Source organism: Streptomyces phaeolivaceus (assembly GCF_009184865.1).
Taxonomy (GTDB): Bacteria; Actinomycetota; Actinomycetes; order Streptomycetales; family Streptomycetaceae; genus Streptomyces; species Streptomyces phaeolivaceus.
In genome coordinates, this window is the sequence record NZ_CP045096.1 from 9,868,076 (window position 1) to 9,892,329 (window position 24,254).

At 73.3% G+C, this 24,254-nt stretch carries 18 protein-coding genes and 2 pseudogenes; 10 read left to right on the top strand and 10 right to left on the bottom strand.

All coding sequences use genetic code 11. The annotated features are described in order from the left end of the window. Positions 1-113 precede the first annotated feature (113 nt). Positions 114-4,553, top strand: a complete 4,440-nt coding sequence (locus F9278_RS44970) for a CHAT domain-containing protein (RefSeq protein ID WP_152173449.1) — start codon at positions 114-116, stop codon at positions 4,551-4,553. A gap of 32 nt (positions 4,554-4,585) precedes the next feature. Here F9278_RS44970 and F9278_RS44975 read toward each other — a convergent pair. Next, positions 4,586-5,487: pseudogene (locus F9278_RS44975) on the bottom strand (helix-turn-helix transcriptional regulator). Between the two features lie 104 nt (positions 5,488-5,591). On the opposite strand from F9278_RS44975, the gene F9278_RS44980 reads away from it, so the two are divergent. From F9278_RS44980 to F9278_RS47930, 4 genes are read left to right on the top strand one after another with little or no spacing between them, the layout of a single operon-like run. Next, a complete protein-coding gene (locus F9278_RS44980; protein ID WP_226967221.1) occupies positions 5,592-6,314 on the top strand; it encodes a DUF1365 domain-containing protein in 723 nt (240 codons plus the stop codon). Beyond that, entirely contained in the window at positions 6,311-7,618 is a 1,308-nt protein-coding gene (locus F9278_RS44985) for an SAM-dependent methyltransferase (RefSeq protein WP_152173451.1), read from the top strand. Before F9278_RS44980 ends, F9278_RS44985 begins: the two co-directional genes overlap by 4 nt. Then, entirely contained in the window at positions 7,615-8,427 is an 813-nt protein-coding gene (locus tag F9278_RS44990) for a DUF1295 domain-containing protein (protein WP_152173452.1), read from the top strand. Before F9278_RS44985 ends, F9278_RS44990 begins: the two co-directional genes overlap by 4 nt. Positions 8,428-8,480: 53 nt before the next feature. Continuing rightward, positions 8,481-9,221 (top strand): alpha/beta fold hydrolase, encoded by a 741-nt coding sequence (locus F9278_RS47930; protein WP_226967222.1) that lies wholly within the window; start codon positions 8,481-8,483, stop codon positions 9,219-9,221. Between the two features lie 60 nt (positions 9,222-9,281). Here the strand turns inward: F9278_RS47930 and F9278_RS47935 are convergent. From F9278_RS47935 to F9278_RS45005, 3 genes and pseudogenes are all read right to left on the bottom strand, one after another. Further along, a pseudogene (locus F9278_RS47935) lies at positions 9,282-9,395 on the bottom strand (zf-HC2 domain-containing protein); the annotation flags it as partial. Further along, a complete protein-coding gene (locus F9278_RS45000; RefSeq protein WP_152173454.1) occupies positions 9,392-10,006 on the bottom strand; it encodes a sigma-70 family RNA polymerase sigma factor in 615 nt (204 codons plus the stop codon). The gene F9278_RS45000 and the pseudogene F9278_RS47935, both read right to left, overlap by 4 nt. Before the next feature lie 94 nt (positions 10,007-10,100). Continuing rightward, positions 10,101-10,568 carry an ATP-binding protein gene (locus F9278_RS45005; protein ID WP_152173455.1) on the bottom strand — a complete coding sequence of 156 codons (468 nt, stop codon included), beginning with the start codon at positions 10,566-10,568 and terminating at the stop codon, positions 10,101-10,103. Positions 10,569-10,763: 195 nt separating this feature from the next. Here F9278_RS45005 and F9278_RS45010 point away from each other — a divergent pair, with 195 nt between their 5' ends. After that, complete coding sequence (locus tag F9278_RS45010; protein WP_152173456.1) at positions 10,764-10,979, top strand: hypothetical protein; 216 nt, start codon at positions 10,764-10,766, stop codon at positions 10,977-10,979. Between the two features lie 65 nt (positions 10,980-11,044). Here the strand turns inward: F9278_RS45010 and F9278_RS45015 are convergent, their stop codons facing one another. The 6 genes from F9278_RS45015 to F9278_RS45040 all read right to left on the bottom strand — a co-directional run bounded on the left by F9278_RS45015 (position 11,045) and on the right by F9278_RS45040 (position 18,534). After that, a complete protein-coding gene (locus F9278_RS45015) occupies positions 11,045-13,690 on the bottom strand; it encodes a non-ribosomal peptide synthetase (protein WP_226967223.1) in 2,646 nt (881 codons plus the stop codon). 46 nt (positions 13,691-13,736) lie between these two features. Further along, a complete protein-coding gene (locus tag F9278_RS45020) occupies positions 13,737-14,561 on the bottom strand; it encodes an SDR family oxidoreductase (RefSeq protein WP_152173457.1) in 825 nt (274 codons plus the stop codon). 61 nt (positions 14,562-14,622) lie between these two features. Further along, the gene (locus tag F9278_RS45025) at positions 14,623-15,333 is read right to left on the bottom strand and encodes a thioesterase II family protein (protein WP_226967224.1); all 711 of its coding nucleotides are present in this window, start codon (positions 15,331-15,333) and stop codon (positions 14,623-14,625) included. Next, positions 15,320-16,495, bottom strand: coding sequence for an LLM class F420-dependent oxidoreductase (locus F9278_RS45030; protein ID WP_152173459.1), 1,176 nt, complete (start codon positions 16,493-16,495; stop codon positions 15,320-15,322). The genes F9278_RS45025 and F9278_RS45030 overlap by 14 nt, the downstream gene beginning before the upstream one ends. A 39-nt stretch (positions 16,496-16,534) precedes the next feature. Then, entirely contained in the window at positions 16,535-17,482 is a 948-nt protein-coding gene (locus F9278_RS45035; RefSeq protein WP_152173460.1) for an ABC transporter permease, read from the bottom strand. Then, a complete protein-coding gene (locus F9278_RS45040) occupies positions 17,479-18,534 on the bottom strand; it encodes an ABC transporter ATP-binding protein (RefSeq protein WP_152173461.1) in 1,056 nt (351 codons plus the stop codon). The genes F9278_RS45035 and F9278_RS45040 overlap by 4 nt, the downstream gene beginning before the upstream one ends. A gap of 140 nt (positions 18,535-18,674) precedes the next feature. On the opposite strand from F9278_RS45040, the gene F9278_RS45045 reads away from it, so the two are divergent. The 4 genes from F9278_RS45045 (at position 18,675) to F9278_RS45060 (ending at position 24,254) form a co-directional block, all read left to right on the top strand. Continuing rightward, positions 18,675-20,429: a fatty acyl-AMP ligase gene (locus tag F9278_RS45045; protein ID WP_226967225.1), complete on the top strand. Its 1,755-nt coding sequence runs from the start codon at positions 18,675-18,677 to the stop codon at positions 20,427-20,429. Beyond that, positions 20,426-22,138 carry an acyl-CoA dehydrogenase family protein gene (locus F9278_RS45050; RefSeq protein ID WP_152173462.1) on the top strand — a complete coding sequence of 571 codons (1,713 nt, stop codon included), beginning with the start codon at positions 20,426-20,428 and terminating at the stop codon, positions 22,136-22,138. Before F9278_RS45045 ends, F9278_RS45050 begins: the two co-directional genes overlap by 4 nt. Continuing rightward, positions 22,135-23,847 (top strand): acyl-CoA dehydrogenase, encoded by a 1,713-nt coding sequence (locus tag F9278_RS45055; protein WP_152173463.1) that lies wholly within the window; start codon positions 22,135-22,137, stop codon positions 23,845-23,847. Before F9278_RS45050 ends, F9278_RS45055 begins: the two co-directional genes overlap by 4 nt. A 122-nt stretch (positions 23,848-23,969) precedes the next feature. Then, a complete protein-coding gene (locus F9278_RS45060; RefSeq protein WP_152173464.1) occupies positions 23,970-24,254 on the top strand; it encodes an acyl carrier protein in 285 nt (94 codons plus the stop codon).

Below are 24,254 nucleotides of genomic sequence, written 5' to 3' on the forward strand. Positions count from 1 at the left end.
CTCGTGGCTGGTTCCGCTCCTGCACCATATGGTGTCTGGCCCTGATTAGCCGTGGAATAGCGGTAGTTGAGCGGATGAACGGGGTGAAGCGGATGCCCGGACGGGAGAGCGGCATGTTCTCGAGGCTCAGCACCTACCGTGTGATCCTCGCGCTGCGGCACACGGTCGCGGACGCGGTGCCGGTCGTGGTGTTCGTGGCGGCGGGCCTCGGCTGGCTCGCCGTGACCCAGGACGCCTCGGCGGGCGGGGCCCGGTGGCGGGACGCGCCTCTGGGTCCGCTGACGGACGTGCTGCCGTACGGGAGCGCCTCGGTGCTCGTCGCCGCGGTGGCGTTGATGACGCTGCTGCGGCTGGGCACGCGCCTGGACGCGGAGTCCCCGTTCCCGCTGGCCCTGCAGAAGGTCTTCCTCGGGGTGATGACGCTGGTCGCGGCGGTCTGGGCGGTCCACGACCGGCCCGGCGGCACGGTCCTGCGCTACGGCCCGCTCACCGCCGCCGTCCTGCTGGCACTGGTCGTTCGCCGGGCCCGCTGGAGCGGCACCCTCGCCTGGCTTCGCCGGAGAACGGCCGCCGGCTTCGGCCCCTCCTCCCGGGCCGCGCTCGGGCTGCGCCCCTACGTCGCGCTGCGGAACCTCGGCACCGCCTACCCGGAGATCCAGCTCTTCACGACCAACCTCGCCGAGACCCAGGCGCAGAAGTCGGCGGCGGTGTTCCGGGACCGGGGCGACGCGGCCTCGGAGGCGTTCTGCTGGGCCCTCGGCATCGACTACATGATCGCGCGGAACCAACTGCCGCACGCCGAGCGGCTGGTGCGCGCGATGCGTGACTCTCCGGAGGTCGCCGGACAGCCCGCCGCGCTCGCCGCGGAGGCCGCGCTGCTGCGTGCGGTGGGTGAGTCCGAGCGGGCCCTGTCCACCTTGCGGCAGGCGGCCGGCGCAGCGCGGCGCGTGCCCGCCGCGCTGCGCGGGCTGATCGCCGAAGTCGCCCTGGAAGCGTCGGCGGGCCCGGTCGCCCCGGCCGGTCCGGGGCAGCGTACGGCCCTGGTGTGGCGGCAGGAGTACGGGACGGTCTTCCTCGATCTGGTGGTCGAGGCACGCGGCCTCGCCGCGACCGACCCGGATCGGGCGCTGACACTGGTCTACCGGCTGTGCCGACTGCCGGACCGTGTGGCGCCCTTCGCCCGGGGCGGCGACTCGGACGCCCACATGCGTTCCTACCAGCGGGGCCGGACGGCCACGGGTCTGGCACTGATGCTGGCCGCCGAGATCCACGAGGTGCGCGGCCACCACGGCGCGGCGACCGGCGCCTACCTCGACGCGCTGAGCGAGTTCGAGGCGAACGTGGAACGGACCCGCGCTGCCCGGTGCATCGTGCTCGGCTTCCTCAACGCGCTCCGCGCCGGTTACGACGATCCGGATCAGGAGGAGAAGGCCCTGGACATGATCCGGGTGGGCCTGCAGATCCTGGAGTCCGACCGTGGCGCGCTGCGCGGCGAGGAGCACCGCGCCGCCTGGCTGGCCGCCCAACAGGAGCTCTACGCAAGGGTGTTCACCTTCGTGTCGACAGGGCCGCACGCCCACCCCGGCAAGGCCGCCGAACTGGGCCTGTGGCTGCTCGAGTCCCTGCACCGCACCTTGACCGAGGCGCTGATCGGCGCCGAGGACGGCCCTTGGCATCCGGTGGGGGACACCGAACTCCAGAGCCTGGCGCGGCAGGAGGCGGCCGTTCGCGCGCGTACGGCCGAGGAGTTCGCCGCCGTCCAGGAACGCATCCGCTCGCTCGGCGCCCGCACCCATCTGCTGCGACGCCTCGCGTCCGCCCGCCGGGGCGACGACACGCCACCGTCACCGCCGACCGGGGGGCCGACCGCCACGGCCGAGGGCACTGCCGACGCGGCCCAGGACGGGCCCGCGATCTCCGACACCACCGACGTACAGGATCTGTTCGACCGGCTCGGCGACCGGGTCGCCCTGCTCTACCACTGCCGGCGTGACCCGCGCGGCTGGTCCGTGCTGAGCGCGATCGTCTCCGCGGCCCACGGAACCCGTCTCCACCGGACCCGGCTGGACGCCCTGGCGGGCGAGGAGATCTCCGACCTGCTCACCCCGGCGGGCGTCCTCGACGCGCTCGCGGCGGCGGACGAGGCACGGACGACGATGCTGTACTACACACCCCTGGACGACCCGGTCTGGGCGGAGTTGAGCCGCGCGCTGGTCCCCGCCGCGTGGTGGGACCTGCTGTGCCCCGAGGACGAGGGAGCCGTACGCGGGGGGACCCCAAGGGAAGGGACCGTACGCGAGGAGGCCGTACGCGAGGTGGTCGTCGTGCCCGACGGGCCGCTGTCCGCGCTGCCCTTCGCCGCGCTGCCCGTCCGCGATCGGCGGCCCCTGCTGGAGCACGCGCTGATCACGCTCACCCCGGCGCTGTCGATGCTCCGGCCGCCCTCCGCCCCTTTGCCGGCCCGGCCCACGGCGGCCCGTCCGACCGTGGTCAGCCACATCGGGGTCGGCCTGCGGCCCGAGAGCGCGGCGGCCGAGGTCGCGGCGCTGGAGCGGATCGCCGCGTCGGTGACCGTACGGCGCACCGCGGATCGCGCGCGATTGGAGGCCGCCCTGCGCGCGCAGCCAGCGGCGGACCTGGCGATCATCTCGGCGCACGGCTCCCCCGGCGCGGCCGTGGACCGGTCGCTGTGGCTCGCCGACGGATCGACTCTCTCGGCCGCGAGCGCGGCCATGCTGCCCTGGCCGTCGACGGTCGTGCTGGGCTCCTGCTGGGTCAGCGGCATGGTCGTCGACACGGGCCGGGAGCCCTTCGGGTTCCCCCTCGCCTGCTTCCTCGGCGGGGCGGACACCGTGGTCGGCGGCGCGGCACCCGTACCGGACGAGATCGCCGCCGCGGACATCGGCCGGCTCATCGCGTCGGTTCCCCACGGCCGCGCACCCCTGTCCGTACTCCGTGAAGCGGCCCTCGTACGCGTCCGGACCGTGCCCCTGTCCGATCTCGACGCCGCCACGGTCGGCGGGCTCATCACCTGGTCCACGGCGGCCCCTTCCCTCCGGCCGCCGCCCCGCCCGACGGCCACGGTCTTCTGGGCCCGAAGCGGCCTCTCCGTCGAACACGTCACCTCCCAGGGGCAGTTGACGCTCGTACTGCCCTCGTCGGTGCGGGCCGTGCTGGACCTGGCGACGGACACCTGTCCGGGACGGCCGGTCGACACGATGGGCTTCGCCGTCGCCGCGTTCACCTCGGACCCCGCGAACTGGCAACCACTGCCCGGCCGTCCGACCTCGGACACGCGCGACGAACCCCCCGAGGGACGAAGCGACCGCGTACTGCTCGACGCCTCACCGGGACCTCGGCCGTACCTGATCACCGCCGCGCTGGCCCGCGCCCTGCGCCGCGCCGAGCGCCTCGCCGAGGGAGCCCACCGGACGGCCCCGCGCCATGTGATCACCGCCGCGCTGTTCGACGACGAGTCCGCCGTGGGCCGGTGGGTGTCGGCATGCGGCCCCCGGGGCGAGCAGTGGGCCGAGCGTCACTGTCTCCAGCCGCTCGGCGGCGAGCCCGACCCCGACATCCTGCTGGGTACCGCGCCGGGGGACGAGGACCGCCACCGGACGCGGATGGCCGCCACGGACCGGCGGCACTACGACAGCGTGGTGGATACGTACAACTGGCCCGTCGCCCTCCTCGTCGGGCTGCTCATCCTCGGCGTGCCCGCGCTTCTCGGGGCACCGCACGCACCCGCGTCACCGGCCCCGTTCCATCCGACCACGGTCACCGTGACGTTCGCACCGGCCGACGACGGCACGGACCCGGCAGATCTCGACCTGGCGATGACCCGGCTCCGCGACCGTGCCGCCCGGTCCGGTGTCACGGGAGCCGAGTTCACCGCGAGTGGCGCCACGATCACGGCCACCGCGCCCTTCAAGTACCGCGAACGGCTCGTGGCGCTCGCCGAGGGCGAGTCCGACATGCTGATCCGGCCGGTCCTCGCGCTGAAGTCCGCCACACCCGACACCCAGCCCCAACCCCAACTCGGTACCGACGGAACGGCCTCGCCGCAGGCGGGAGGCGACGCTGCCACGGCGGCGCTGCAACAGCGGTTCGCGGCGACCGAGTGCCCCTCGGACGCCACCTCGGCGGAGGAGACCGCCGCTTCCACTCCGCTGTCCGAGCCCGTGGTGCTCTGCGACGTCCGCGACCCGATCACCTATCTGCTGGGCGCGGCGGCCCTCACGGGCGACGACGTGACGGAAGCCGAATCCTCCTACGCCGCCGACCGGGGCTGGCACATCCTCTTGTCCTTCGACACCGCCGGCGGCAAGAAGTTCGCCCAGCTCACGGCCCGGCTCGCGACACAGGTGTCCCCGCGGAACCAGCTGGCCATCACGGCGGGAGGCCGCGTGGTGTCGGCCCCCTACGTCACCCAGGCCCTGACCGAAGGACGGGTGGAGATCTCCGGCAGCTTCGACGAGCGACAGGCCACCGAGATCGCCGACGAGCTGAACGGCCGCCCGCTGTACCGGGTGGTGGAGGTGACCAGCCGCTGACGGAGCCAGGTCCATGGTCTCGGCACACGACGTCACAGGGATTCGCGAGCGGGACGCTCCGTCGGCCGTTCCGTCGGTCGCGATGCGGTCATGTCGAGCAGGAGCAGGGCGTTGTGATCCGGGGTGCCCGGCTCGGCGGTGTAGACGCCGATGCGCTGGCCGGGGGTGCCCTCCACGTGCAGGGACTGGGCGGTGAGGGTGAGTGTGCCGACCTGGGGGTGGTGGAACGTCTTGTGCGCGGGCTTGTGTCCGGTCACCTCGTACCGCTCCCAGAGACCGGCGAAGTCGGGGCTCTTGAGGAGGAGTTCGCCGACGAGGTTGGTCAGGTCGGGCGCGTCGGGGGCCGTCCCCGCGATGGCGCGCAGTCGGGCGACGCACGCCGTGATCTGCCGGTCCCGGTCCTGGAAGAGGTCGCGGGCGGCGGGGTGCAGGAACAGATACCGGGCCAGGTTGCGGTGCCTGACCGGCCAGTCGTCCAGACCCGCGTACAGGGCGAGGCCGGCGGGGTTCCAGGCGAGCATCTCCATGCTGCGGCTGATGACGTACGCCGGGTTCGGGCGGAGCGATTCCAGCAGCAGCCTGAGGTGGGGGCGCACCGTGCGGCTGGGCGCCGGCGGGGGCTCGGGCGTGTACCGGGCGGCCCGCGCTGCCAGCTCGCGCGGATGCTGGTGCTCCTGATCGTCCATGCGCAGGACGCGGGCGAGCGCGTCGAGACGGCAGGGCTGGGGCGGGTCTCCTTGCCGCGTTCCAGGCGTACGTAGTAGTCGATGCTGATCCCGGCGAGGGTGGCCAGCTCCTCGCGGCGCAACCCGGGGGTGCGGCGGATGCCGGCGCCGACGGTGAGGCCGACGTGCTCGGGGCGGGTCCGGGTGCGGCGGGCGCGCAGATAGCGGCCCAGCTCGGCGCCCTCGCTGTGCGCGCTCTCGGAAGCCATGCCCCCAGTCTCACTCCCTCGGCACCTGCCAGGCAGCGGGGAGAGGGGCCCTGTCGTCACCCCCGAAGAGCCCGCCCTGCCACACCGGCGCGCTCCGGGCGAAGGTGAAGGGGAAAGAGCGACGCCACCCTGCACTGTGCGCGCTGCGCCACCGCACCTACATGTGGCTGGTCGACCCCGACCACCCGCCCCGACTCCCGCTCCCGCTGCGGCCGTTCGCCGGGTTCGACCCACGCGACCATTTCACCGGCGACCGGCCCACCGTCCGCGCCGGTCCGGACGCCTTCCTGGCCGCGCACGGCGTGGACCTGGACGGCGGGCCGGTGCTGATGCTCACCCACGCACGCGTGCTGGGGTACGTGTTCAACCCGCTGACCCTGTACTGGTGCCGCGGCCCGGAGGGGGAGCCGCGCTGCGTGGTCGCGGAGGTGCACAACACCTACGGCGGACGCCACGGCTATCTGCTGCGCCCCGACGCCACCGGGACCGCGCACACCGACAACGCGTTCTACGTCTCGGACAAGGAGTTCTACGTCTCGCCGTTCTTCCCCGTCGACGGCCGCTACCGCATGCGCCTGCCGTCGCCCGGTGCGCGGCTCGACCTGACCGTGCACCTGGACCGCGAGGGCGGCCGGGCCTTCACCGCGACCGTACGCGGCACCCGGCGCCCGGTGAGCACGTCCGCCCTGCTGCGGCTGGCGCTGCGGCACCCCTGGTCCACCCTCGCCGTGTCGGCCGCGATCCGCGCCCACGGCATCCTCCTCCATCTGCGTGGACTGCCCGTTCAGCCCCGCCCCGACCACCGCACCTCGGAGAAGGCGACATGACGACAGCGAGGACGACAGAGCCCCGCACCGCCCCCGGCGACCCCGACCCCGCCCGTGGCCCGGACGTCGCCGCCGCGCCGCGCGCCTCCTGGCCGCGCGCCGCCGTGACCCGGGCCGTCGCCGTGACCCGGGCCGTCGTACGCCGCGCCCTGCGCGAGCAGCCCCTGCGCGCCCGGTTCGCCGGCGCGGACCCCATCGGCGGGGGCGGGCCACTGCTGGAGGTGCGCGATCCGAACAGCTTCCACGCGCGCGTGGGCACCCACGGCCTGGTCGGCTTCGGGGAGTCCTACATGGCCGGCGAATGGGACGCCCCCGACCTGGTCGCCGTCCTCACCGCGCTCGCCGCGCACACCGCCGAACTGGTGCCCGCGCCCCTGCAACGGCTGCGCGGTCTGTGGGCGCCGCGCCGGCCGGACGAGCAGCGCAACACCCCCGACGGCTCCCGGGCCAACATCAGCCACCACTACGACCTGTCCAACGACCTGTTCGCCCTGTTCCTCGACGACACCCTCACCTACTCCTCGGCCCTCTTCCGGGGCTTCCCCGCGAGCTGGGACCTGCTCGTCGCCGCCCAGCACCGCAAGATCGACCGGCTGCTCGACCTCGCCGACGTCGGCGAGGGCACCCGGCTGCTGGAGATCGGCACCGGCTGGGGCGAACTGGCCCTGCGGGCCGCCGCGCGAGGCGCCCACGTCACCTCGCTCACCCTCTCCCGCGAACAGCGGGACCTGGCCCGGGAACGGGTGCGCGCGGCGGGACTCGACGCGCGGGTCTCCGTCGAACTGTGCGACTACCGCGAGGCGGGCGGCGAGTACGACGCCGTGGTCAGCGTCGAGATGATCGAGGCGGTCGGCGCCGAGTACTGGCCGGTGTACTTCCGCGCCCTGGACGACCGGCTGGCACCCGGCGGCCGGGCCGCGCTCCAGGCCATCACCATGCCGCACGACCGCATGCCCGCCTCCCGGGGCACCTACACCTGGATCCACAAGTACGTCCTCCCCGGCGGCCAGATCCCCTCCACCCAGGCGATCGAGGAGACCGCCCGGGACCACACCCGGCTCGGCCTGACCCGCCGTGACGGCTTCGGCCCGCACTACGCCGAGACACTGCGGCTGTGGCGGGAGCGGTTCACCGCACACGCCGAGGACGTCGACGCGCTCGGCTTCGACGACACCTTCCGCCGTCTGTGGACCTTCTGCCTGGCCTACTCCGAGGCCGGTTTCCGCTCCGGCTATCTCGACGTCCAGCAGTACCTGTTCACCAAGGAGCACCGGCGGTCCGACGAGGGGCTGGAGCGGCCGTGAACGGGTTCGACTGGAGCGCGTTCGCCGCCAACCTCGGCTGGGCCGCCGGCGCGGCGCTCACCGTCATGCTCGGCGCCTTCGCCCTCGCGCTGCGCCTCGGCGTGCACCGGATCGTCGATGTCGCCTGGGGGGGCGCCGTCGCCGCCGTCGCCGCCGTGACCTTCGCCGTGTCCGCCGGGCACGGCGATCCGGCGCGGCGGCTGCCGGTGACCGTCCTGACCGTGGTGTGGGCGCTGCGGCTGGCCGTGCACATCGCCCGCCGCGGCCGGGGGCACGGCGAGGACCCGCGCTACGAGGCGCTGCTGGGCAAGTCCCGGGCCACCACTCCGGGCGGGCGGAACCTGTACGCCCTGCGCATGGTCTATCTGCTCCAGGGCGCGCTGGTCTGGCTGGTGTCCCTGCCCGTCCAGGCGGCGCGGTACGTGTCCGGCCCGCCGTCCTTCCTCGCCTGGATCGGTGTCGCGCTGCGGGCGGTGGGCATCGGCTTCGAGGCGGTCGGGGACGCCCAGCTCGCCCGCTTCAAGGCCGACCCCGCCAACCGGGGCCGGATCATGGACCGGGGCCTGTGGTCCTGGACCCGGCACCCCAACTGCTTCGGGGACTTCTGCGCGTGGTGGGGTCTGTTCCTGCTGGCCTGCGACGCGCCGGAGGCGGCGGCCGTGTCCTTCGTGTCGCCGCTGGTGATGAGCCTGCTGCTGGTGCGGGGGAGCGGAAAGCGGCTGCTGGAACGGCATATGACGGGCCGTCCCGGCTATGCCGAGTACGTCGCGCGCACCAGCGGATTCTTCCCCCGCCCGCCGCGTCGATGAGAAGGTGCCGACCGTAGTGACCACGAAGGCAGACGAAGGCAGGAGTACCCGCCGTGCCCCCTCAGGACGAGACAGGGACCGAGATCGAGACCGGGCTGCCGTCCGCGCCCGGAGACGCGCCCGCGCTCGTGCCACGGCTCCTTCCGGCGCGGCCCCGGGCGGCGGTGCTGATCCTGCACGGCGGACGGGAGTTCGGCCACCGCCCTTCCCGGCCATGGCACCTCGCCGCACTGCGCATGCACCCGTTCCTGTGGTCGCTGGCCGCCGAACTGCGCGGCCAGGACGTCCTGCTGGCCCGCGTGCGCTACCGCCTCCAGGGCTGGAACGGCCCCCACGCCGACCCCGTACCGGACACCCACCGGGCGCTGAGCCGGGTCGCCGAACTCGCCGGCCCGGTGCCCACCGTGCTGGTCGGCCACTCCATGGGCGGCCGGGCCGCACTGCGCGCCGCCGCGCACCCGGGCGTGAGCGCGGTACTGGCCCTGGCGCCGTGGTGCCCGCCGGGCGAGCCGGTGGAGCAGCTGGCCGGCCGCCGACTCGTCGTCCTGCACGGCGAACGGGACCACGTCACCTCGCCCGGGGACTCGGCGGCCTATGTGCGCCGGGCGCGGGACACGGCGACACACGCGGGCATGGCCCTCGTCGGCGGCGGTGACCATGCCATGCTGCGCCGCCACACCCTCTGGCACCGCACCGCCACGGCCGCCGTCGCCCACCTCCTCGACCCCGACTCCATCCCCGACCCGCTCCCCGCCGAGTCCTACCGGGCCACGGACGGCTTCCCCGTGCTCTGAACGCTCCGCTGGCCGGGCCGCCGCCTCGGTCAGCTCGGCCAGCTCGCGCCGGCAGGCGGCACAGGTGTCCAGGTGCCGTTCGAAGACGGCCTCCTCGTCCGGGGGCAGGGCGTGCAGGGCGTAGGCGCCGACGGCCTGGTGCGGGTCCGGGTGCGGTTCCTCGTCGGGTGTCATGACCGGGCCCCCAGACAGTCGCGCAACAGACGCGGTCCGGTGCGCATCCGGGACTTGACGGTTCCGGCCGGCGCGGACAGGGTGGCCGCCACCTCGACATAGGTCTGGCCCCGGTAGTAGGCCAGGGTGAGGGGGATCCGGTACAGACGGGCGAGCTGGTCCAGGCACTCCTGGGCGCGCCGGCGTTCGTCGTCGTCCTCGACGGTCTCGGCCACCTCGTCGTGCTCCCGGCCCGCGATCACGGCGCCCGCGCGCAGCTCACGTTGTGTCGCCGCCTGCGCGTGACGGACCCGGTCCACCGCCCGCCGATGCGCGAGGGTGAGCACCCATCCCTTGGCGCTGCCGCGTCCGGGACGGTAGCGGTCCGCCGTGCGCCGGACCTCCACCATCACGTCCTGGGTGACCTCCTCGGCCTGTGCCGGGTCGTGCAGGATGCGGCAGGCCAGCCCCATGACCGGACGCGCGAGTGCCTCGTACACGCCGGTGAAGGCGTTCTTGTCGCCGTCCGCGCCCCTGGCCAGCGACGTCTCGACGCTCGTGGAGTCCTGCGCGGCAGGGGGATCGGGTTCTTCCTCATGGGCCTCATGGGCCTCATGGGCCGTGCCGGTCATCTCTCTCACGTTCCGTCGACGTGCCTGTCCCCGAGCGATCCTGTGCCCCGGCGGACCGGCCCGCAGCCCGGAGGCGTCATCCGGCTCAGCGCGCTCACTCCAGGCGGCCACGGGGTGCCCCGTCACCGAGGTCGAGCGCCGCGTGCACGGTTTTGCCCCACGGGGCCGGTACGACACCGACCCGGACCCCCATGCCGCGTAGCAGGGCCGGACCGCGCCCGCCGTGCTCGTCCGCGGCGGAGTCCGCGCACAGCAGGGGTGGCCGGGCGCTGGTGTCGGCGACGGCGATGCCGAGGGTGGTGCCGTGCGCGGTCGGGGTCAGGGTGAGCGTGAGGGTGCAGGGCCCCGACGTGTGGCGGACGGTGTTGGCGACCAGCTCGGAGACGGCGAGCACCGCCTCGGCCGCGGCACCCGGTGGCACGCCCCGGACGGCGAGCCACCGGGCCGTGATCCCGCGCGCCACGGCGGGCGCGTGACGGCTGCGGGCCAGGGGGACTCGACGGCTGGTGGAGCTGCGAGTGGTGGAAGTGCGAGTGACGGGTGATGTGACGATGGTGGTCATGACCGCTCCCGGACGGTGCGGAGTGATGCGGCTGTGTCAGGGATTCGAAACCACCGGGGCCATGGATGAATCCTTCCGAAATGTGCTTCTTCTCCGACCTGTTGAGATTCTTCCGTCCAGGAGTCATACGCGGCGTCCCGGGTCTCGAATCCCCTACGTCATGTGTTTCGAGCTCGGAAGACGAGGTGAGCCTCCATGGCCGCATCCATACGAGTCCGTCGTCTGGTGGTCGGTGCCACCGCCACCGGACTGCTGGCCGGCGGCGCCGCGCTGGGCCTTACCGGCCCGGCCGCCGCGACACCGGCCGTGGCCACGGTCACGGCGGGGGACCACCACGACCGGTGCGACTGGAAGAAGGGGCACTGGGCCAAGAAGCGGGTCAAGGGCCACCGGGACTGCCACCACAGGTGATCCCGGACAGAACGGCGTGTCCCTCGGGGCCGCCGCCCGTCGCCGGGCGGCGGCCCCGAGGCGTATCAGCCGTTCCGGGAGGCGAGTTTCTCGGCCGTCTCCCGGACGGTCGGGTGGCGGTACAGCTCCCGTAGGCGCAGCGACGGCAGGCCCCGGGCGCGGAGGGCCGCGCCGATGCGTACGGCCAGCAGCGAGTTGCCGCCCAGTTCGAAGAAGTCGTCGTCGAGACCGACGGGCCTGCCCAGCACCTCGCCCCAGATGTCCCGGAGCCGGTCGGCGAGGCCGTCGCCCGTGGTGGGCCCGGTGTCCTGCGCCGGGACCGCCGGGACCGCGGGGGGTGTCGGTGCCGGGAGCCGGGTCGTGTCGAGCTTTCCGTTGCCCGTCAGGGGCAGGGAGGGCAGGGGGGTGACCGTCGCGGGGAGCATGTGGTCGGGCAGGAGGGTCGCGGCCCGCTTGCGGACGGTGGACGCGTCGCCGCCGGCGAGGACGACGTACGCGTCGATCCTGGCGGTGGCCGCGTCCGCCGAGTCGTCACGGCGGGCCACGACGGCTGCTGACCGCACGTCCGGGTCCTCCAGCAGGACCGCGCGGATCTCGTCCAGTTCGATGCGGAAGCCGCGGATCTTGACCTGGCTGTCGATCCGCCCCAGGTGTTCGAGGCGTCCGTCGGGGCGCAGCCGACCGAGGTCGCCGCTGCGGTACATCGTGCCGCCGGTGAACGGGTCCGGTACGAACCGCCGGGCGGTCAGTTCCTCCTGGCCCAGGTAGCCGAGGGCGACACCGGCGCCGCCGACGCAGATCTCGCCGGCCACGCCCGGCGGAAGCAGCCTGCCCGCCCCGTCGGTCACGTACAGGTGCCAGCCGGGCAGCGCGGGCCCGACGGAGCGGGTGGCGGCGAGTGCCAGCCGGCGGGTGAGGGTCTGGTGGGTGACGTGGACCGTCGTCTCCGTGATGCCGAACATGTTCACCACCCGGCAGACCGACTCGGGATGCCGGTCGACCCAGGGCAGCAGCATGCGCGCGTCCAGTGGCTCGCCGCCGAACACGACCAGCCGGATCCCGACCCGGGTGTGGTCCACGTCCAGCAACTGCGCGAACGCCGACGGGGTCTGGCTCAGCACGGTGACCTTCTCGGCCACCAGCAGGTCCCGGAAGCGATCGGGCTCGCGGGAGAGGAAGTACGGGACGACGACCAGGCGTCCGCCGGTCAGTAGACAGCCCCAGATCTCCCACACGGAGAAGTCGAAGGCGCTGGAGTGGAACCAGGTCCACACGTCCTCGGCCCCGAACCCGTACGTGTCACGGGTCGCGTCGATCAGGGCGACGACATTGCGGTGCGGTACCTCGACGCCCTTGGGGCGGCCGGTGGAGCCGGAGGTGTAGATGACGTACGCGGCGGCGTCGGGAGCGACGGCGGGGAGTTCGGTCGCCTCGCCGGACTCCGGTGCCGCGTCGAGGAGTTCGTCCGGAGTGACCGGTGCGCAGCCCGGCACGTCCGGGAAGCCGGGCAGACGGGTGATCATCACGCTCAGTTCCGCGTCCCGCGCGGTGTGGGCGACGCGGGCCGCCGGGTACGCGGGGTCGACGGGCACGTAGGCCGCGCCCGTCTTCAGCACGGCGAGCAGTGCGACGAGGAGTTCGGCGGTGCGTTCCAGGCAGACGCCCACCCGGTCCCCGGCGGCGACGCCATGGGCGCGCAGGCCGTGCGCCAGGACGGTGGCGCGGTCGTCGAGTTCGCGATAGGTCAGATCGGCGGCGCCGTCGGTCACGGCGATCCGGTTCGGTGTCGCGCCCACGATCCGCGCGAACGCCTCGGGAACGCCGGTCGGGGCGCCGACCAGGGGGTGCGGCGGCCGGCCGAGCGCCGCGACCCGGTCGCGTTCGGCCTCGTCCAGCGGATCGACGTCGTCGACCGCGCTCCCGGGCGCGCCCAGGACGTGCCCGTGCACATGTACGAGATGCCGGGTGAACTGCACGGCCATCTCCGTGGAGACGTCGGTGCCGACGTGGTCGCAGCGCAGCCGCCAGCCGTCGGCGTCCCTGAAGACCGACAGGGTGAGCGGGAACGGCGGTGCCAGGCAGGGCACATACGCGCCGGGCACCTCCGCCTCGTCGAAGAGCAGGCCGACGAACGCGGGACCGTCCACGGGGGAGGGCTTCAGCTCACCGAGGGTGGGCGCCCGCTCGACGGTGAAGCAGCCGTGGTCCGTGCCGATGACGGGTGTGCTCTCGGGGTCGTAGCGGCGCAGGGTGACGGCGAGGGCGGCGAGCCAGGTCGTCTCGTCGCCGCCGTCGGCGAGGGAGAAGAGGTGGGGGACGGTGGGGCCGTCCTCGCCCAACCCCCAGGCGGGCGCGTGCGGGCGTGCGGTCGTGGGTGCGGTCGTGGGTGCGGCGGAGTCGGCCGGGGCCGTTGCCGGTGCGATGGGGGCACCGGCCGCCAGCCGTCCCAGGGCCGTACGGTCCCACCGGTCGCGCGGGGCCACGACGATCAGATCGTGGGGGCCGTCGGCGTAGCGCAGCAGGACCTTGCGCGGCGCGTCGGCCGGGCGGGCCAGCTCTGTGTGGCGGCGGCGCTCGGCGAGCGGGTGGGCCGCCGGCACGGGCACGTCCTCGATCCACAGCCCCGGAAGGTCCATGGGGCCCGGGGAGCGGTCCGAGCGGACACGCACCGCGTGGCAACGGGCGGCGGCGGGGTGCAGGGAGCCTGACACGGGGGGTACTCCTTGTCGTTCAGGGTGGCGGACGGTGTACGTGTGCTCAGCGGGCGCTGAACCCGCCGTCCACGGTCAGGACCGAACCGGTGATCTGCCGGGACTCGTCCGAGGCGAGGAAGACCACCGCCGACGCGACGTCCTCGGGCTCGATCAGCGCGTTCATCGGCTGTGCCTCGACGAAGGTCTTCTCGTGCTCGTCCACCGGTACGTCGAGCGCCCTGGCGATCTCGGCCAGCATGCGGCCCTCGGCCCGCGCGTCGTCGCGTACCGAGCCGGGGCAGACCGCGTTCACCCGCACCTTCGTGGGCGCGTAGTCGAGCGCGGCGGCCTTGGTCAGTCCGACGACGGCGTGCTTGGCGGCGACGTACCCGGCGAAGTGCCGATAGCCGACGAGCCCGGCGGTGGAGGCGATGTTGACGATGCTGCCGGACCGCCGGGCGCTCATCGCCTTGCCGACCTCGCGGATCACCCGCCAGGCCCCGGAGAGGTCCACGTCGATCATCAGGGACCACTCCTCCTCGCCGATCTCGTGCACCGGCTTGCCCGAGGGGGCCGCGATGCCCGCGTTGTTGACGGCGACATCGATCCGGCCGAACCGGTCCTCGGCCCGGGTCACCGCCTCCCGTACGGCACGCAGGTCACGGATGTCGGCGACCGTGGTGAGGACGGCCGCGCCCGCCTCCCGGCACAGCGCGGCGGTGTGTTCCAACTGCCCCGGGGTGCCCAGCGGATAGGGCACCCCGGGCAGGTCGGCGCAGAGGTCCAGCAGGGTCAGATCGGCGCCCTCGGCGGCACAGGCGAACGCGGTGGCCCTGCCGAGGCCGCGGGCGGCGCCGGTGACGAGGACGGACTTGCCGTGCAGACGCATCGGGAACTCCTTGCAGAATCAAGCGAGTCGGGGGAAGGGAGGCGGGTGACGGCGGGCTGTGCTACAGGACCGTCGAGACGATCAGCCGGACCAGCGCGGGCGCGGCGTCGGTGAGGTACATGTGGCCGCCGGGGACCTCGACGTGCTCGAAGTCCCGGCCCGCGACCTTGCTCCAGAACTCGGCGTCGTCGTAGCCGACGAGATCGTCGTCCTCGCCGCGGACGACCGTGAGCGGGGCGTCCAGCGGGAGGCCGGTGGAGGGCGCGTAGTTCTCGTGCATCTCGACGTCCGCGCGCAGGGCGGGCAGGATCATCTCGCGCATCTCCGGGTCGTCCAGCGCGGGATGGTGATAGCCCGCGAACTCGCCTACCTGGGCGAGGAATTGCTTGTCGGACAGACCGGTGGCCCGCCGCTCGCGCCCGCGCGCCGGTTCCGGTGATCCGCTCACGAACAGGTGGACCAGCTCGACGCCGGGCTCGGCGATCAGCCGGTGAGCGAGTTCGTAGGCGAGCACCGCGCCGAGGCTGTGCCCGAACAGGGCCACCCTGGCCCCGTCGTCGCCGAGCCGCTCCCGCAACTCGGACAGGAGACCGTCGACGGCCTGGTGCGCGTCCCGGTAGGGCTCCTCGTCGATCAGCCGTTCACGGCCCGGCAGTTGCAGGGGCACGATCTCCACCGCGTCCCCGGCCAGGGCCGTCCAGGGCCGGTAGAAGGAGGCGCCCGCCCCGGCGTACGGCAGGCAGATCAGCTTGGTCGTGTCATGCGTGGTCACGGGTACGGGTCTCTCCTTGTGAGTGGCGTGCTTCATGTGTGCCTTGTGAGCGGGGAGTTGTGGAGCGGGGACTTCCGGGGCGAGGTTCGGACGTGAGCAGTCCGGCGAGTTCCGCCGCCTCGACGGCGACGCGCAGCGCGTCGGCGGCGCGGTCCGGGCCGGGCAGGCCCGGACCCACCGGCATCAGGTTGAGCGTGCTGACACCGGCCTCGGCGAACGCCGTCATCCGTTCGGCGATGCGCTCCCGGGGCCCGAGCAGCGAGGTGGCGTCGAGGAACGCGAGCGGTACGGCGGCCATGGCGCCGGGGTAGTCGCCGGCGAGGAACCTCTCCTGGACGGCACGGGCCTCGGTGCCGAACCCCATGCGCTCGGCGAGCCGGGTGTAGTGGTTGTCCTCCCGTCCGCCCATGCCGCCGAGGTAGAGCGCGGCGTACCCGCGTACCCGGCGGGCGCAGGTCCGCCAGTCGGCGCCGGTGACCAGGGGGACCCCGGGGGCGATGTCGAACCCGTCGAGGGTGCGCCCCGACTTGGCGAGGCCGGCCTTGAGGGGCCGTAGCTGCTGGGCGGCGTGGTCGGGGGAGAAGAACACGGGGAGCCAGCCGTCGGCGATCTCCCCGGCCAGCTCCAGGTTCTTCGGGCCCAGGGCGGCCAGATAGACGGGGATCCGCTCGCGGGGCGGCCGGATGGTCAGGGCGAGGGCCTTGCCGGGGCCGTCCGGCAGGGGGAGCGTGAAGTGGCGGCCTTCGTGGGCGAGGGGTTCCCGGCGCAGCGCGCGGCGCACGAGGCCGACGTATTCGCGGGTACGGCCCAGCGGCGAGGCGAACCTGACGCCGTGCCAGCCCTCCGAGACCTGGGGGCCGGAGACTCCGAGGCCGAGCCTGAGCCGTCCGCCGGAGAGGGTGTCGAGGGTGGCGGCGGTCATCGCCGTCATCGCGGGCGAGCGGGCGGGGATCTGCAGGACCGCGCTGCCGACGTCGATGCGGGAGGTGCGGGCGGCGATCCATGACATGACGGTGACGGCGTCGGATCCGTAGGCCTCCGAGACCCACACCGCCGAGTAGCCGAGGTCTTCGGCGAGGGTGGCGAGCGGGAGGTTGGAGGCGTCGTTGCCGCCGACCCAGTAGCCGAGGTTGAGGCCGAGACGCAGGGTGGGCACGGGCATGGGGGACTCCTCTGGGGGCGTACGGTCGCGGGGGTGCGGTCAGCGGCTCGTACGGGTGCGGTAGCGCCAGGTCGCCAGGGTGACGAAGACGGCGATGAGCAGCACCGAGCAGCCCGCGGTGTACAGGACGGGGTGCTGGGCGGGCCAGTCGTGCTGGACGCGGAAGCCCGGCGGGGGAGTGTTGCCGAAGAGCTCGCGCAGGGCGCCCGCGAGCGAGGTGATCGGGTTCCAGGCGGCCACGGTGGGCAGCGGGCCCGGCAGGGTCGAGCCGGAGACGAACCCGGAGGAGATGAATGTCGCCGGGAACAGCCAGATCAGCCCGAGACTACCCGCCACCTGGGCGTTCGGCGCGATGAGGGAGACGAACACGCCGATCCACGACATCGCGAAGGAGAACAGCAGCACCAGCAGGACCCCGGCGGCGATCCCGAAGGGGCCGGTGTGCGCCCGCCAGCCCATCAGCAGGCCGCAGGTGGTGGTGACGGCGACACTCGCCAGACAGGTGGTGAGGTCGGAGGTGGTCCGGCCCAGCAGCAGGGACACCCGGGAGATCGGAAGGGCGCGGAAGCGGTCGACCATCCCCTCCTCCAGGTCCCTGGAGAGCCCGACCGTGGTGAAGGTCGTGGTGAAGGCCACCGTCTGGGCGATCAGACCGCCCATCATGTAGGAGCGGTAGGCGTGGCCGCCCAGGCTGTTGCCGAAGACGTACCCGATGAGCAGGGCGTAGACGACCGGCTCGACGAGGCAGGAGATGAGCAGGCCCGGGGTGCGCCGCAGACGCAGCAGATTGCGCAGGGCGAGGTCCGCGCTCTCCGCGACCACCTGGAGCACGGGGTTCCGACGGGCGGGGGTCGGGCGGAGGGTGGTGGAGGCGGCAGTGGCGGTGCTATTGGCGGTGCCCCTGGCGGTGGCGGTCGGATGCGGGCCGCCGTCGCCCCGGTCGGACGGGGGTGTGGTGGTGTCAGGGGCGCGTACGGGGGCGTTCATGGGGTGGCCTCCCGATCCGTGTGACGATGCCCGTGACCGGCGTGACCGGCGTGACCGGCGTGACCGGCGTGGTCGGAGTGGCGGGCGTGGCCGGTCAGACCGAGGAACACGTCGTCGAGGGTGCAGCGGATGAGGCCGATCTCCAGTACCTCGACGTCCTCGACGTCCTCGGCATCCGCGTCGTTCTCGTTCTCCAGCGCGGCGAGGGCGCGGGCGAGTGCGGCCCGGCCGTCGGCGGCGGGCGCCTCCACCCGCCGGGCGCGACGGTCCACCGTCGGGGTGGCGCCGGTCGCCCGTGCGACGGCGCGGGCGGCGGCGTCGAGCTGGTGTTCCTGGGCGACGCACACGACGAGCCGGTTCCCGGCGGCGGACTTGAGCGAGTCGCTGGTGCCCTCGGCCACCACTCGGCCCCGGTCGATGACGGTGATCCGGTCGGCGAGGCGGTCCGCCTCCTCCAGGTACTGGGTGGTCAGCAGGATCGTGGTGCCGGCGGCGGCGAGCTCGGAGACCGCCTCCCAGGTGTCCAGTCTGCTCTCGGGGTCGAGCCCGGTGGTGGGCTCGTCCAGCACGACCAGGGGCGGGGAACCGACCAGCGCGGCGGCCAGATCGAGCCGGCGGCGCATACCGCCGGAGTAGGCCCCGACCGGGCGCCCGGCCACGTCCGTGAGCCGGAAGCGGGAGAGCAGATCGTCGGCGACACGGCGGGCCGTACGGCGGCCCACACCACGCAGTTTCGCGAGGAGATACAGATTCTCGAAGCCGGTCAACAGCCCGTCGACCGTCGAATACTGGCCGGCCATTCCGATGGTCGCACGTACCTTCTCCGGTTCCGCGGAAACATTCCAGCCATTCACATAAGCGTGTCCGTGATCCGGCCTGAGAAGAGTGGTCAGAATCTTTACCAGAGTGGTCTTACCGGCTCCGTTCGGCCCCAGCAGGCCCATGACCTCACCGGTTCTCACCTCCAGTTCGACTCCGCGTAACGCATGGTTTGTCCGGTATTTCTTATGGAGGCCCTCGATGGCGATGGCCGACCTGCTTGACGCATGCACGGAACTGTTTCTACGCCCGTCCGCCGCCTGTGTCGATCATGGAAGTGTCAAGGTTTCTTGCCCGTTCAATGATCTTTCTTTAGGTTTGCTTGAACGTTTCAGTACAGATTCGGGAATCAAGATCACGTACGGTTCCTGTCGTGCGAGAATTACTCACGGAGCTGATGGAGCAGGCAGCGCGTAATCCGCAGCAGCCTGCTGTGACCTTTATTTCGGATTTCAGTGACATCGGCGGTACGGTACGCGATCGCGCGGCGCTCGATCTGCATTCACGGCGTATCGCGTCGTGGCTCCGGGAGAGATTCTCCCCAGGGGACCGGGCACTTCTCCCCTACTCCCCGGGGATCGAATTCACCACCGCGTTCTCCGCCTGTGTGTACGCCGGGGTCATCGCGGTGCCGGCCCCGCTCCCGGGCCGCTACCGGCACGAGCGCCGCCGCCTCGCCGCCATCGCCCGGGACGCCGGAGTGCGCGTCGTCCTGACCCAGCGCGGCGATCTGCCGGACGTCGAGAAGTGGTTCGCCGAGGAAGGCATCGTCGGCGCGGTCTGCCACACCACGGACACCGGCGAGGGCGACCCGGACGCCTGGACCGCCCCCGAGGTGTCGCCCGACACCCTGGCACTGCTCCAGTACACCTCCGGATCGACCGGCGACCCCAAGGGCGTCATGGTCACCCACGGCAACCTGGTCGCCAACGTCGAGCGCATGGCCGACACCTTCCGCAACGACGGCGAGACGACCTACGGCGGCTGGATCCCGCTCTACCACGACATGGGCCTGATCGGCCTGATGCTGCCCGGCCTCCTGTGCGGCGACGGCTATGTGCAGATGGACCCCATGTCCTTCCTGCGCCGCCCCTACCACTGGCTGCGGATGCTGGACGCCCACGGCGTCGGCTTCACCGCCGCGCCCGACTTCGGCTACGAGATGTGCGCCCGCCGGGTCACCGACGAGCAGCTCGCCACGCTCGACCTGTCCCGGGTCAAGTTCGCCGACGGCTCCGAACCGGTCCGCGCCGAAGTCGTCACCGCCTTCACCGAGCGCTTCGCCGCCGCGGGACTGCGGCCCGACGCGCTCATCCCGGTGTACGGCCTCGCCGAGGCGACCCTGATGGCGTCGGGCACCAGCGGACGGCCGGCGCTGCGGACCGGCGTCGACGCCAAGGCACTGGAGAACCGGGTCCTCAGACCGGCCACCGGCACGGAACCCTCCCGTGTACTCGTCGGATGCGGGGCACCGACCGGCTCCGACGCGCTGATCGTCGACCCCGGCACCGGCGAGGCGCTGCCCGACGGCCGCATCGGCGAGATCTGGCTCGACGGCCCCTGCGTCACCGCGGGCTACTGGGACAACGACGACGCCACCGACGCCACGTTCCACGCCCGCACGAGCGACGGACGCGGCCCGTTCCTGCGCACCGGCGACCTCGGCGCCCTGCTCGACGGCGACCTCTACATCACCGGCCGCAGCAAGGACGTCCTCGTCCTGCACGGACGCAACCTCCACCCTTCGGACATCGAGTACGAACTCCGTTCCCAGCACGAGGAGTTGGAGGGCCTGCACGGCGCGGTCTTCCTGGTCGGCGACGACGACCGGGTGGACATCGCCCCGTCCGTCGTCGCCGTCCACGAGATCCGCGCCCACTGGGGTGCGGAGCGCCACGGGCGGATCGCCGTCGACATGAAGCAGACCGTGGCCCGTGAGTTCGGCGTCCCCGTCGCGGCGGTCGCCCTGGTCCGGCCCGGCGGCGTCCGACGCACCACGAGCGGCAAGGTGCAGCGCGCGGCCATGCGCGCCCTCTATCTCACCGGCGAACTGGACACCCTCCACCTCGGCGAGGACCCGCTGCTCACCGCCGCCCTGGCCGAACGCCGGCGGGTGACCGGGCGATGACCACCACGGCCGACCTGGAGACCCTGCTCGCGGCCCACGAGGACGACGCCTTCGCACCCGAGGCGCTCGCCGGGCTCGACGACCGGGAGGAGTTCCCCGCCGGAGCAGTCCGTGTCCTCGACGACGCCGGGCTGCCCGCCCACTACGTACTGCCCCCGGACGGCGACCTCGGCGAGACGGTACGGCTGCTGCGCGCGGTCGCCCGCCGCGATCTGACCGTGGCCGTCGCCCACGGCAAGACGTTCCTCGGAGCGGCACCGGTATGGGTGGCGGGCACCCCGGACCAGGCCGCCCGGCTCGCCGACCGGGTACGCGCCGGCGAACCGGTCTGCTGGGGCCTGACCGAACGCGACCACGGCGCCGACCTGATGGCGGGCGAGTTCGCGGCGACGGCCGACACCGAGCGGGGCGCCGGGGGCCTCGCGGATGCGAGTGGCCTCGGGGGCGAGAGCGGTGTCGCGGGGGTGAGCGCTGCCGGCTGGCGGCTCACCGGGGAGAAATGGCTCATCAACAACGCCACCCGCTCCACCCTCGCCTGCGTCCTCGCCCGCACCGACCCGGCGGGCGGCGCACGCGGCTTCAGCCTCTTCCTCGTCGACAAGCGCGAACTGCCCGAAGGGGCCTGGCGGAACCTGCCGAAGGTCCGTACGCACGGCATCCGGGGCGCCGACATCAGCGGCTTCGCCCTGGACGACGTCCCCGTCCCCGCCGACGCGCTGATCGGACAGGAGGGCGACGGGATCCCCGTGGTCCTCAAGACACTCCAGCTCACCCGCGTCACCTGCGCAGCGCTCTCCCTCGGCGCCGCCGACCACGCCCTGCGCCTGGCCCGCGACTTCGCGACCGGACGCGAACTGTACGGCCGCCGCCTCGCCGACGTCCCGCACGTACGCCGCATCCTCGGCCGCGCCGCCGCAGCCGCACTCGTCGCGGAGGCGGTGAGCCTGCTCTCCGTCCGCTCGGTGCACACGCTGCCCGGGGAACTGAGCGCGATCTCGGCGCTCACCAAGGCATTCGTCCCGACCCTCACCCAGGAGACACTGGCCTCGCTCGGCGAACTGCTGGGCGTACGCGGCTTCCTCACCTCACCGCCGGGCGGCGGCTTCGCCAAGCTGGAGCGCGACCACCGTATCTGCGCGATCTTCGACGGCAGTACGGCCGTCAACCGTGCCGCCCTCCTGAACCAGATGCCGCGCCTGGCAAGGCAGTTGAGCCGCCGCCGGACCGACGCGGAGGGCCTGCGCACAGCCGCCGACCTCGCCGCCCCGCTGCCCCCGTTCGCCCCCGACCGTCTGACGCTGCTGTCCGTGACGGGATGCAGCGCCGTGCAGGCCCTGCCGGAACTCGCGGCGCGCCTACGGCGGCACGAGCCGCCCGGGACGGGCCCGCTGCTCGACCGCCTGCTCACCGAACTAGTCTGCCTGGAAACGGACTTGGCGGACTTCGTCCCCGTGGCCGGTGGCCTGCCCAGCACCGCCTTCCGCCTCGCCGAGGCATACGAACGCGCCTACGCCTCGGCCGCCTGTCTGCTCCTGTGGCTGGAGAACCCGACCCTGCGCACGGGACGGCTCGGCGGCGACGGGCTGTGGCTGCGGGCCTGCCTGACCGTCCTGCTCGGCGTGGACGACAGCGAGGTTCTCGACGCCCTGACCGATGTCGTCCTCCGCACACCCGCACCGGAGTTCACCCTGCTGGGAGGTGCCGCATGACCACCGCCACCGGCCTCGCCCCCAAGCGCGCCGACGAACTGGAGCACCTGCTCGGCGGCCTCTCCGACCCGGCCAACCCCCTCGGCGCCACCGCGATCCTCGCCGCCGACGAGCGGGCGGAGACACTCACCGCCGGAGAGGCGCTGCTGCACTCGTACGGGCTGAACGCCGAGTTCGTACCACCCGGGCTCGGTGGCCGACTGGAGCGCGCCGACCACCTCGCCGAGATCATGCGCGCCCTGTACCGCCGCGACCCGGCGCTCGGCCTCGGCTACGGCGCCAGCTCCCTCATCGCCGGGGTCACCCTGTGGACCGCCGGCGACGCGCGCCAGACCGAACAGGCCGCTCGCCTGCTCCTGGACGGCCGCCGCATCGCCATCGCCTTCCACGAACTGGCGCACGGCAACGACATGGCGGGAACGGAGTTCACCGCGACAACAGCGGACGACGGTTCGCTGCGGCTGAGCGGCCGCAAGGAGGTGATCACCAACATCCGGCGCGCCGACGCCATGGTGGTGCTCGCCCGCACCGACTCCCGGCCCGGCCCGCGCAGCCACTCCCTGGTCCTCGTCGACCGCGCGAGCGCGGACCCCGCGCGCCTGACCGATCTGCCGCGCTTCGGCACCGTGGGGATGCGGGGAGTCCAGCTCGGCGGCCTGCGCTTCGACGAACTGCCGGTGCCCTCCTCCGCGATCCTCGGCCCCGTCGGCTCGGGCCTGGAGACCGCGCTGAAGGCACTGCAGATCACCCGCACGGTCCTGCCCGCGATGGCCACCGGCATCCTGGACACCGGACTGCGGATCGCCCTGGACCATCTGACGAGGCGGCGCCTGTACGGCGGGACCGCGACCGACATCCCGCACGTCCGCTCGGTGCTGGCCGGGGTCTTCGCCGACCTGCTGCGCGCCGAGGCGCTCGGCGCGGTCGGCGCCCGCGCGCTCCACCTGACGCCCGGCGCGGCGAGCGTGTACGCCTCGGCGGTCAAGTTCGAGGTGTCCCGGCTGCTCCTCGATGCCATGGACCGGCTCGCGGAACTCCTCGGCGCCCATTTCTATCTGCGCGAGGGCCCGACCGCGCTGTTCCAGAAGCTGCTCCGCGACCTCGCCCCCGTCGGCTTCGGGCACATCGCCCGTGCCGCCTGCCAGATGAGCCTGCTGCCCCAACTCCCGCTGCTGGCCCGCCGTACCTGGGCCCGCCCCGGCACCGAGCCGCCCGGCGACCTGTTCGCGCTCGCGGAGGCACTGCCGCCCCTGCGCTACGACCGGCTGGCCCTCCACGCCGCCGGCCGCGACCCCGTCACCGGATCCCTGCACACCCTGCCCGACGCGTCCTGGGCACCGGACCACACGGACCTGCGTACGGCGGTCCGACGCGACCACACCGCACTGGTCGAACTGGCCGCCGAGTGCGCGTCGTTGTCGCCGGTGGACCTCGGCGTCGACGCCCGGCCCGAGCACTACGACCTCGTCACCCGGTACGTGCGCCTCCTCTCCCGGACCGTCCACGTCCAGGTCTGGCGGCACGCCCACCCCGGAGACTTCCTCGCCGACCCCGCCTGGCTGCGCGCGGCCCTGCACCGGTCGGCCCCGGGCCCGCACGGGCCCGGCCCGCTGCCCGCCCCGGTCGAGGACGCGCTCCTCACCGAACTCCTGGACCGCCGGGCCACCGGCCGCTCCTTCGGCCTGACCGCGAGACCACTCGCCGTCTGAGGCCCACCGCCCACCTCAGGCCCGTACAGGGTCCGGCACCCGCTCGCCCCCCATGGGCGCGCCCCGCCGCCCCGCGCCCCGGCCTGCTCCTCCCCCTCCGCTCAAGAAAGCGAACCCCCCTCATGACCGCTGGCAACCGAGACGTGCACACCTGGCTGACCGCGCGTGTGGCGACCTATCTGCGCCGCTCGCCGCAGGACATCGACACGTCCGTGCCGCTGGCCGACTACGGCCTGGACTCCCTCACGGCGCTGGCCATCACCGCCGACATCGAGGACGAGTTCGAGGTCACCGTCGACGACGCGCTGACCTGGGACCACCCCACGGTCGACGCGCTGAGCGCGGCCCTGTCCGCGCTGGTCGGCGGGGAGTCCGAGGCGGCACCGACGAGCGGGAAGCAGGCCTGA

Coding starts and splice junctions, on each gene's coding strand:
- F9278_RS44970 (WP_152173449.1), top strand. CDS start 114: ATGTTCTCGAGGCTCAGCACCTACCGTGTGATCCTCGCGCTGCGGCAC.
- F9278_RS44985 (WP_152173451.1), top strand. CDS start 6,311: ATGACGACAGCGAGGACGACAGAGCCCCGCACCGCCCCCGGCGACCCC.
- F9278_RS45000 (WP_152173454.1), bottom strand. CDS start 10,006: ATGACCGGCACGGCCCATGAGGCCCATGAGGCCCATGAGGAAGAACCC.
- F9278_RS45005 (WP_152173455.1), bottom strand. CDS start 10,568: ATGACCACCATCGTCACATCACCCGTCACTCGCACTTCCACCACTCGC.
- F9278_RS45010 (WP_152173456.1), top strand. CDS start 10,764: ATGGCCGCATCCATACGAGTCCGTCGTCTGGTGGTCGGTGCCACCGCC.
- F9278_RS45020 (WP_152173457.1), bottom strand. CDS start 14,561: ATGCGTCTGCACGGCAAGTCCGTCCTCGTCACCGGCGCCGCCCGCGGC.
- F9278_RS45030 (WP_152173459.1), bottom strand. CDS start 16,495: ATGCCCGTGCCCACCCTGCGTCTCGGCCTCAACCTCGGCTACTGGGTC.
- F9278_RS45035 (WP_152173460.1), bottom strand. CDS start 17,482: ATGAACGCCCCCGTACGCGCCCCTGACACCACCACACCCCCGTCCGAC.
- F9278_RS45050 (WP_152173462.1), top strand. CDS start 20,426: ATGACCACCACGGCCGACCTGGAGACCCTGCTCGCGGCCCACGAGGAC.
- F9278_RS45055 (WP_152173463.1), top strand. CDS start 22,135: ATGACCACCGCCACCGGCCTCGCCCCCAAGCGCGCCGACGAACTGGAG.
- F9278_RS45060 (WP_152173464.1), top strand. CDS start 23,970: ATGACCGCTGGCAACCGAGACGTGCACACCTGGCTGACCGCGCGTGTG.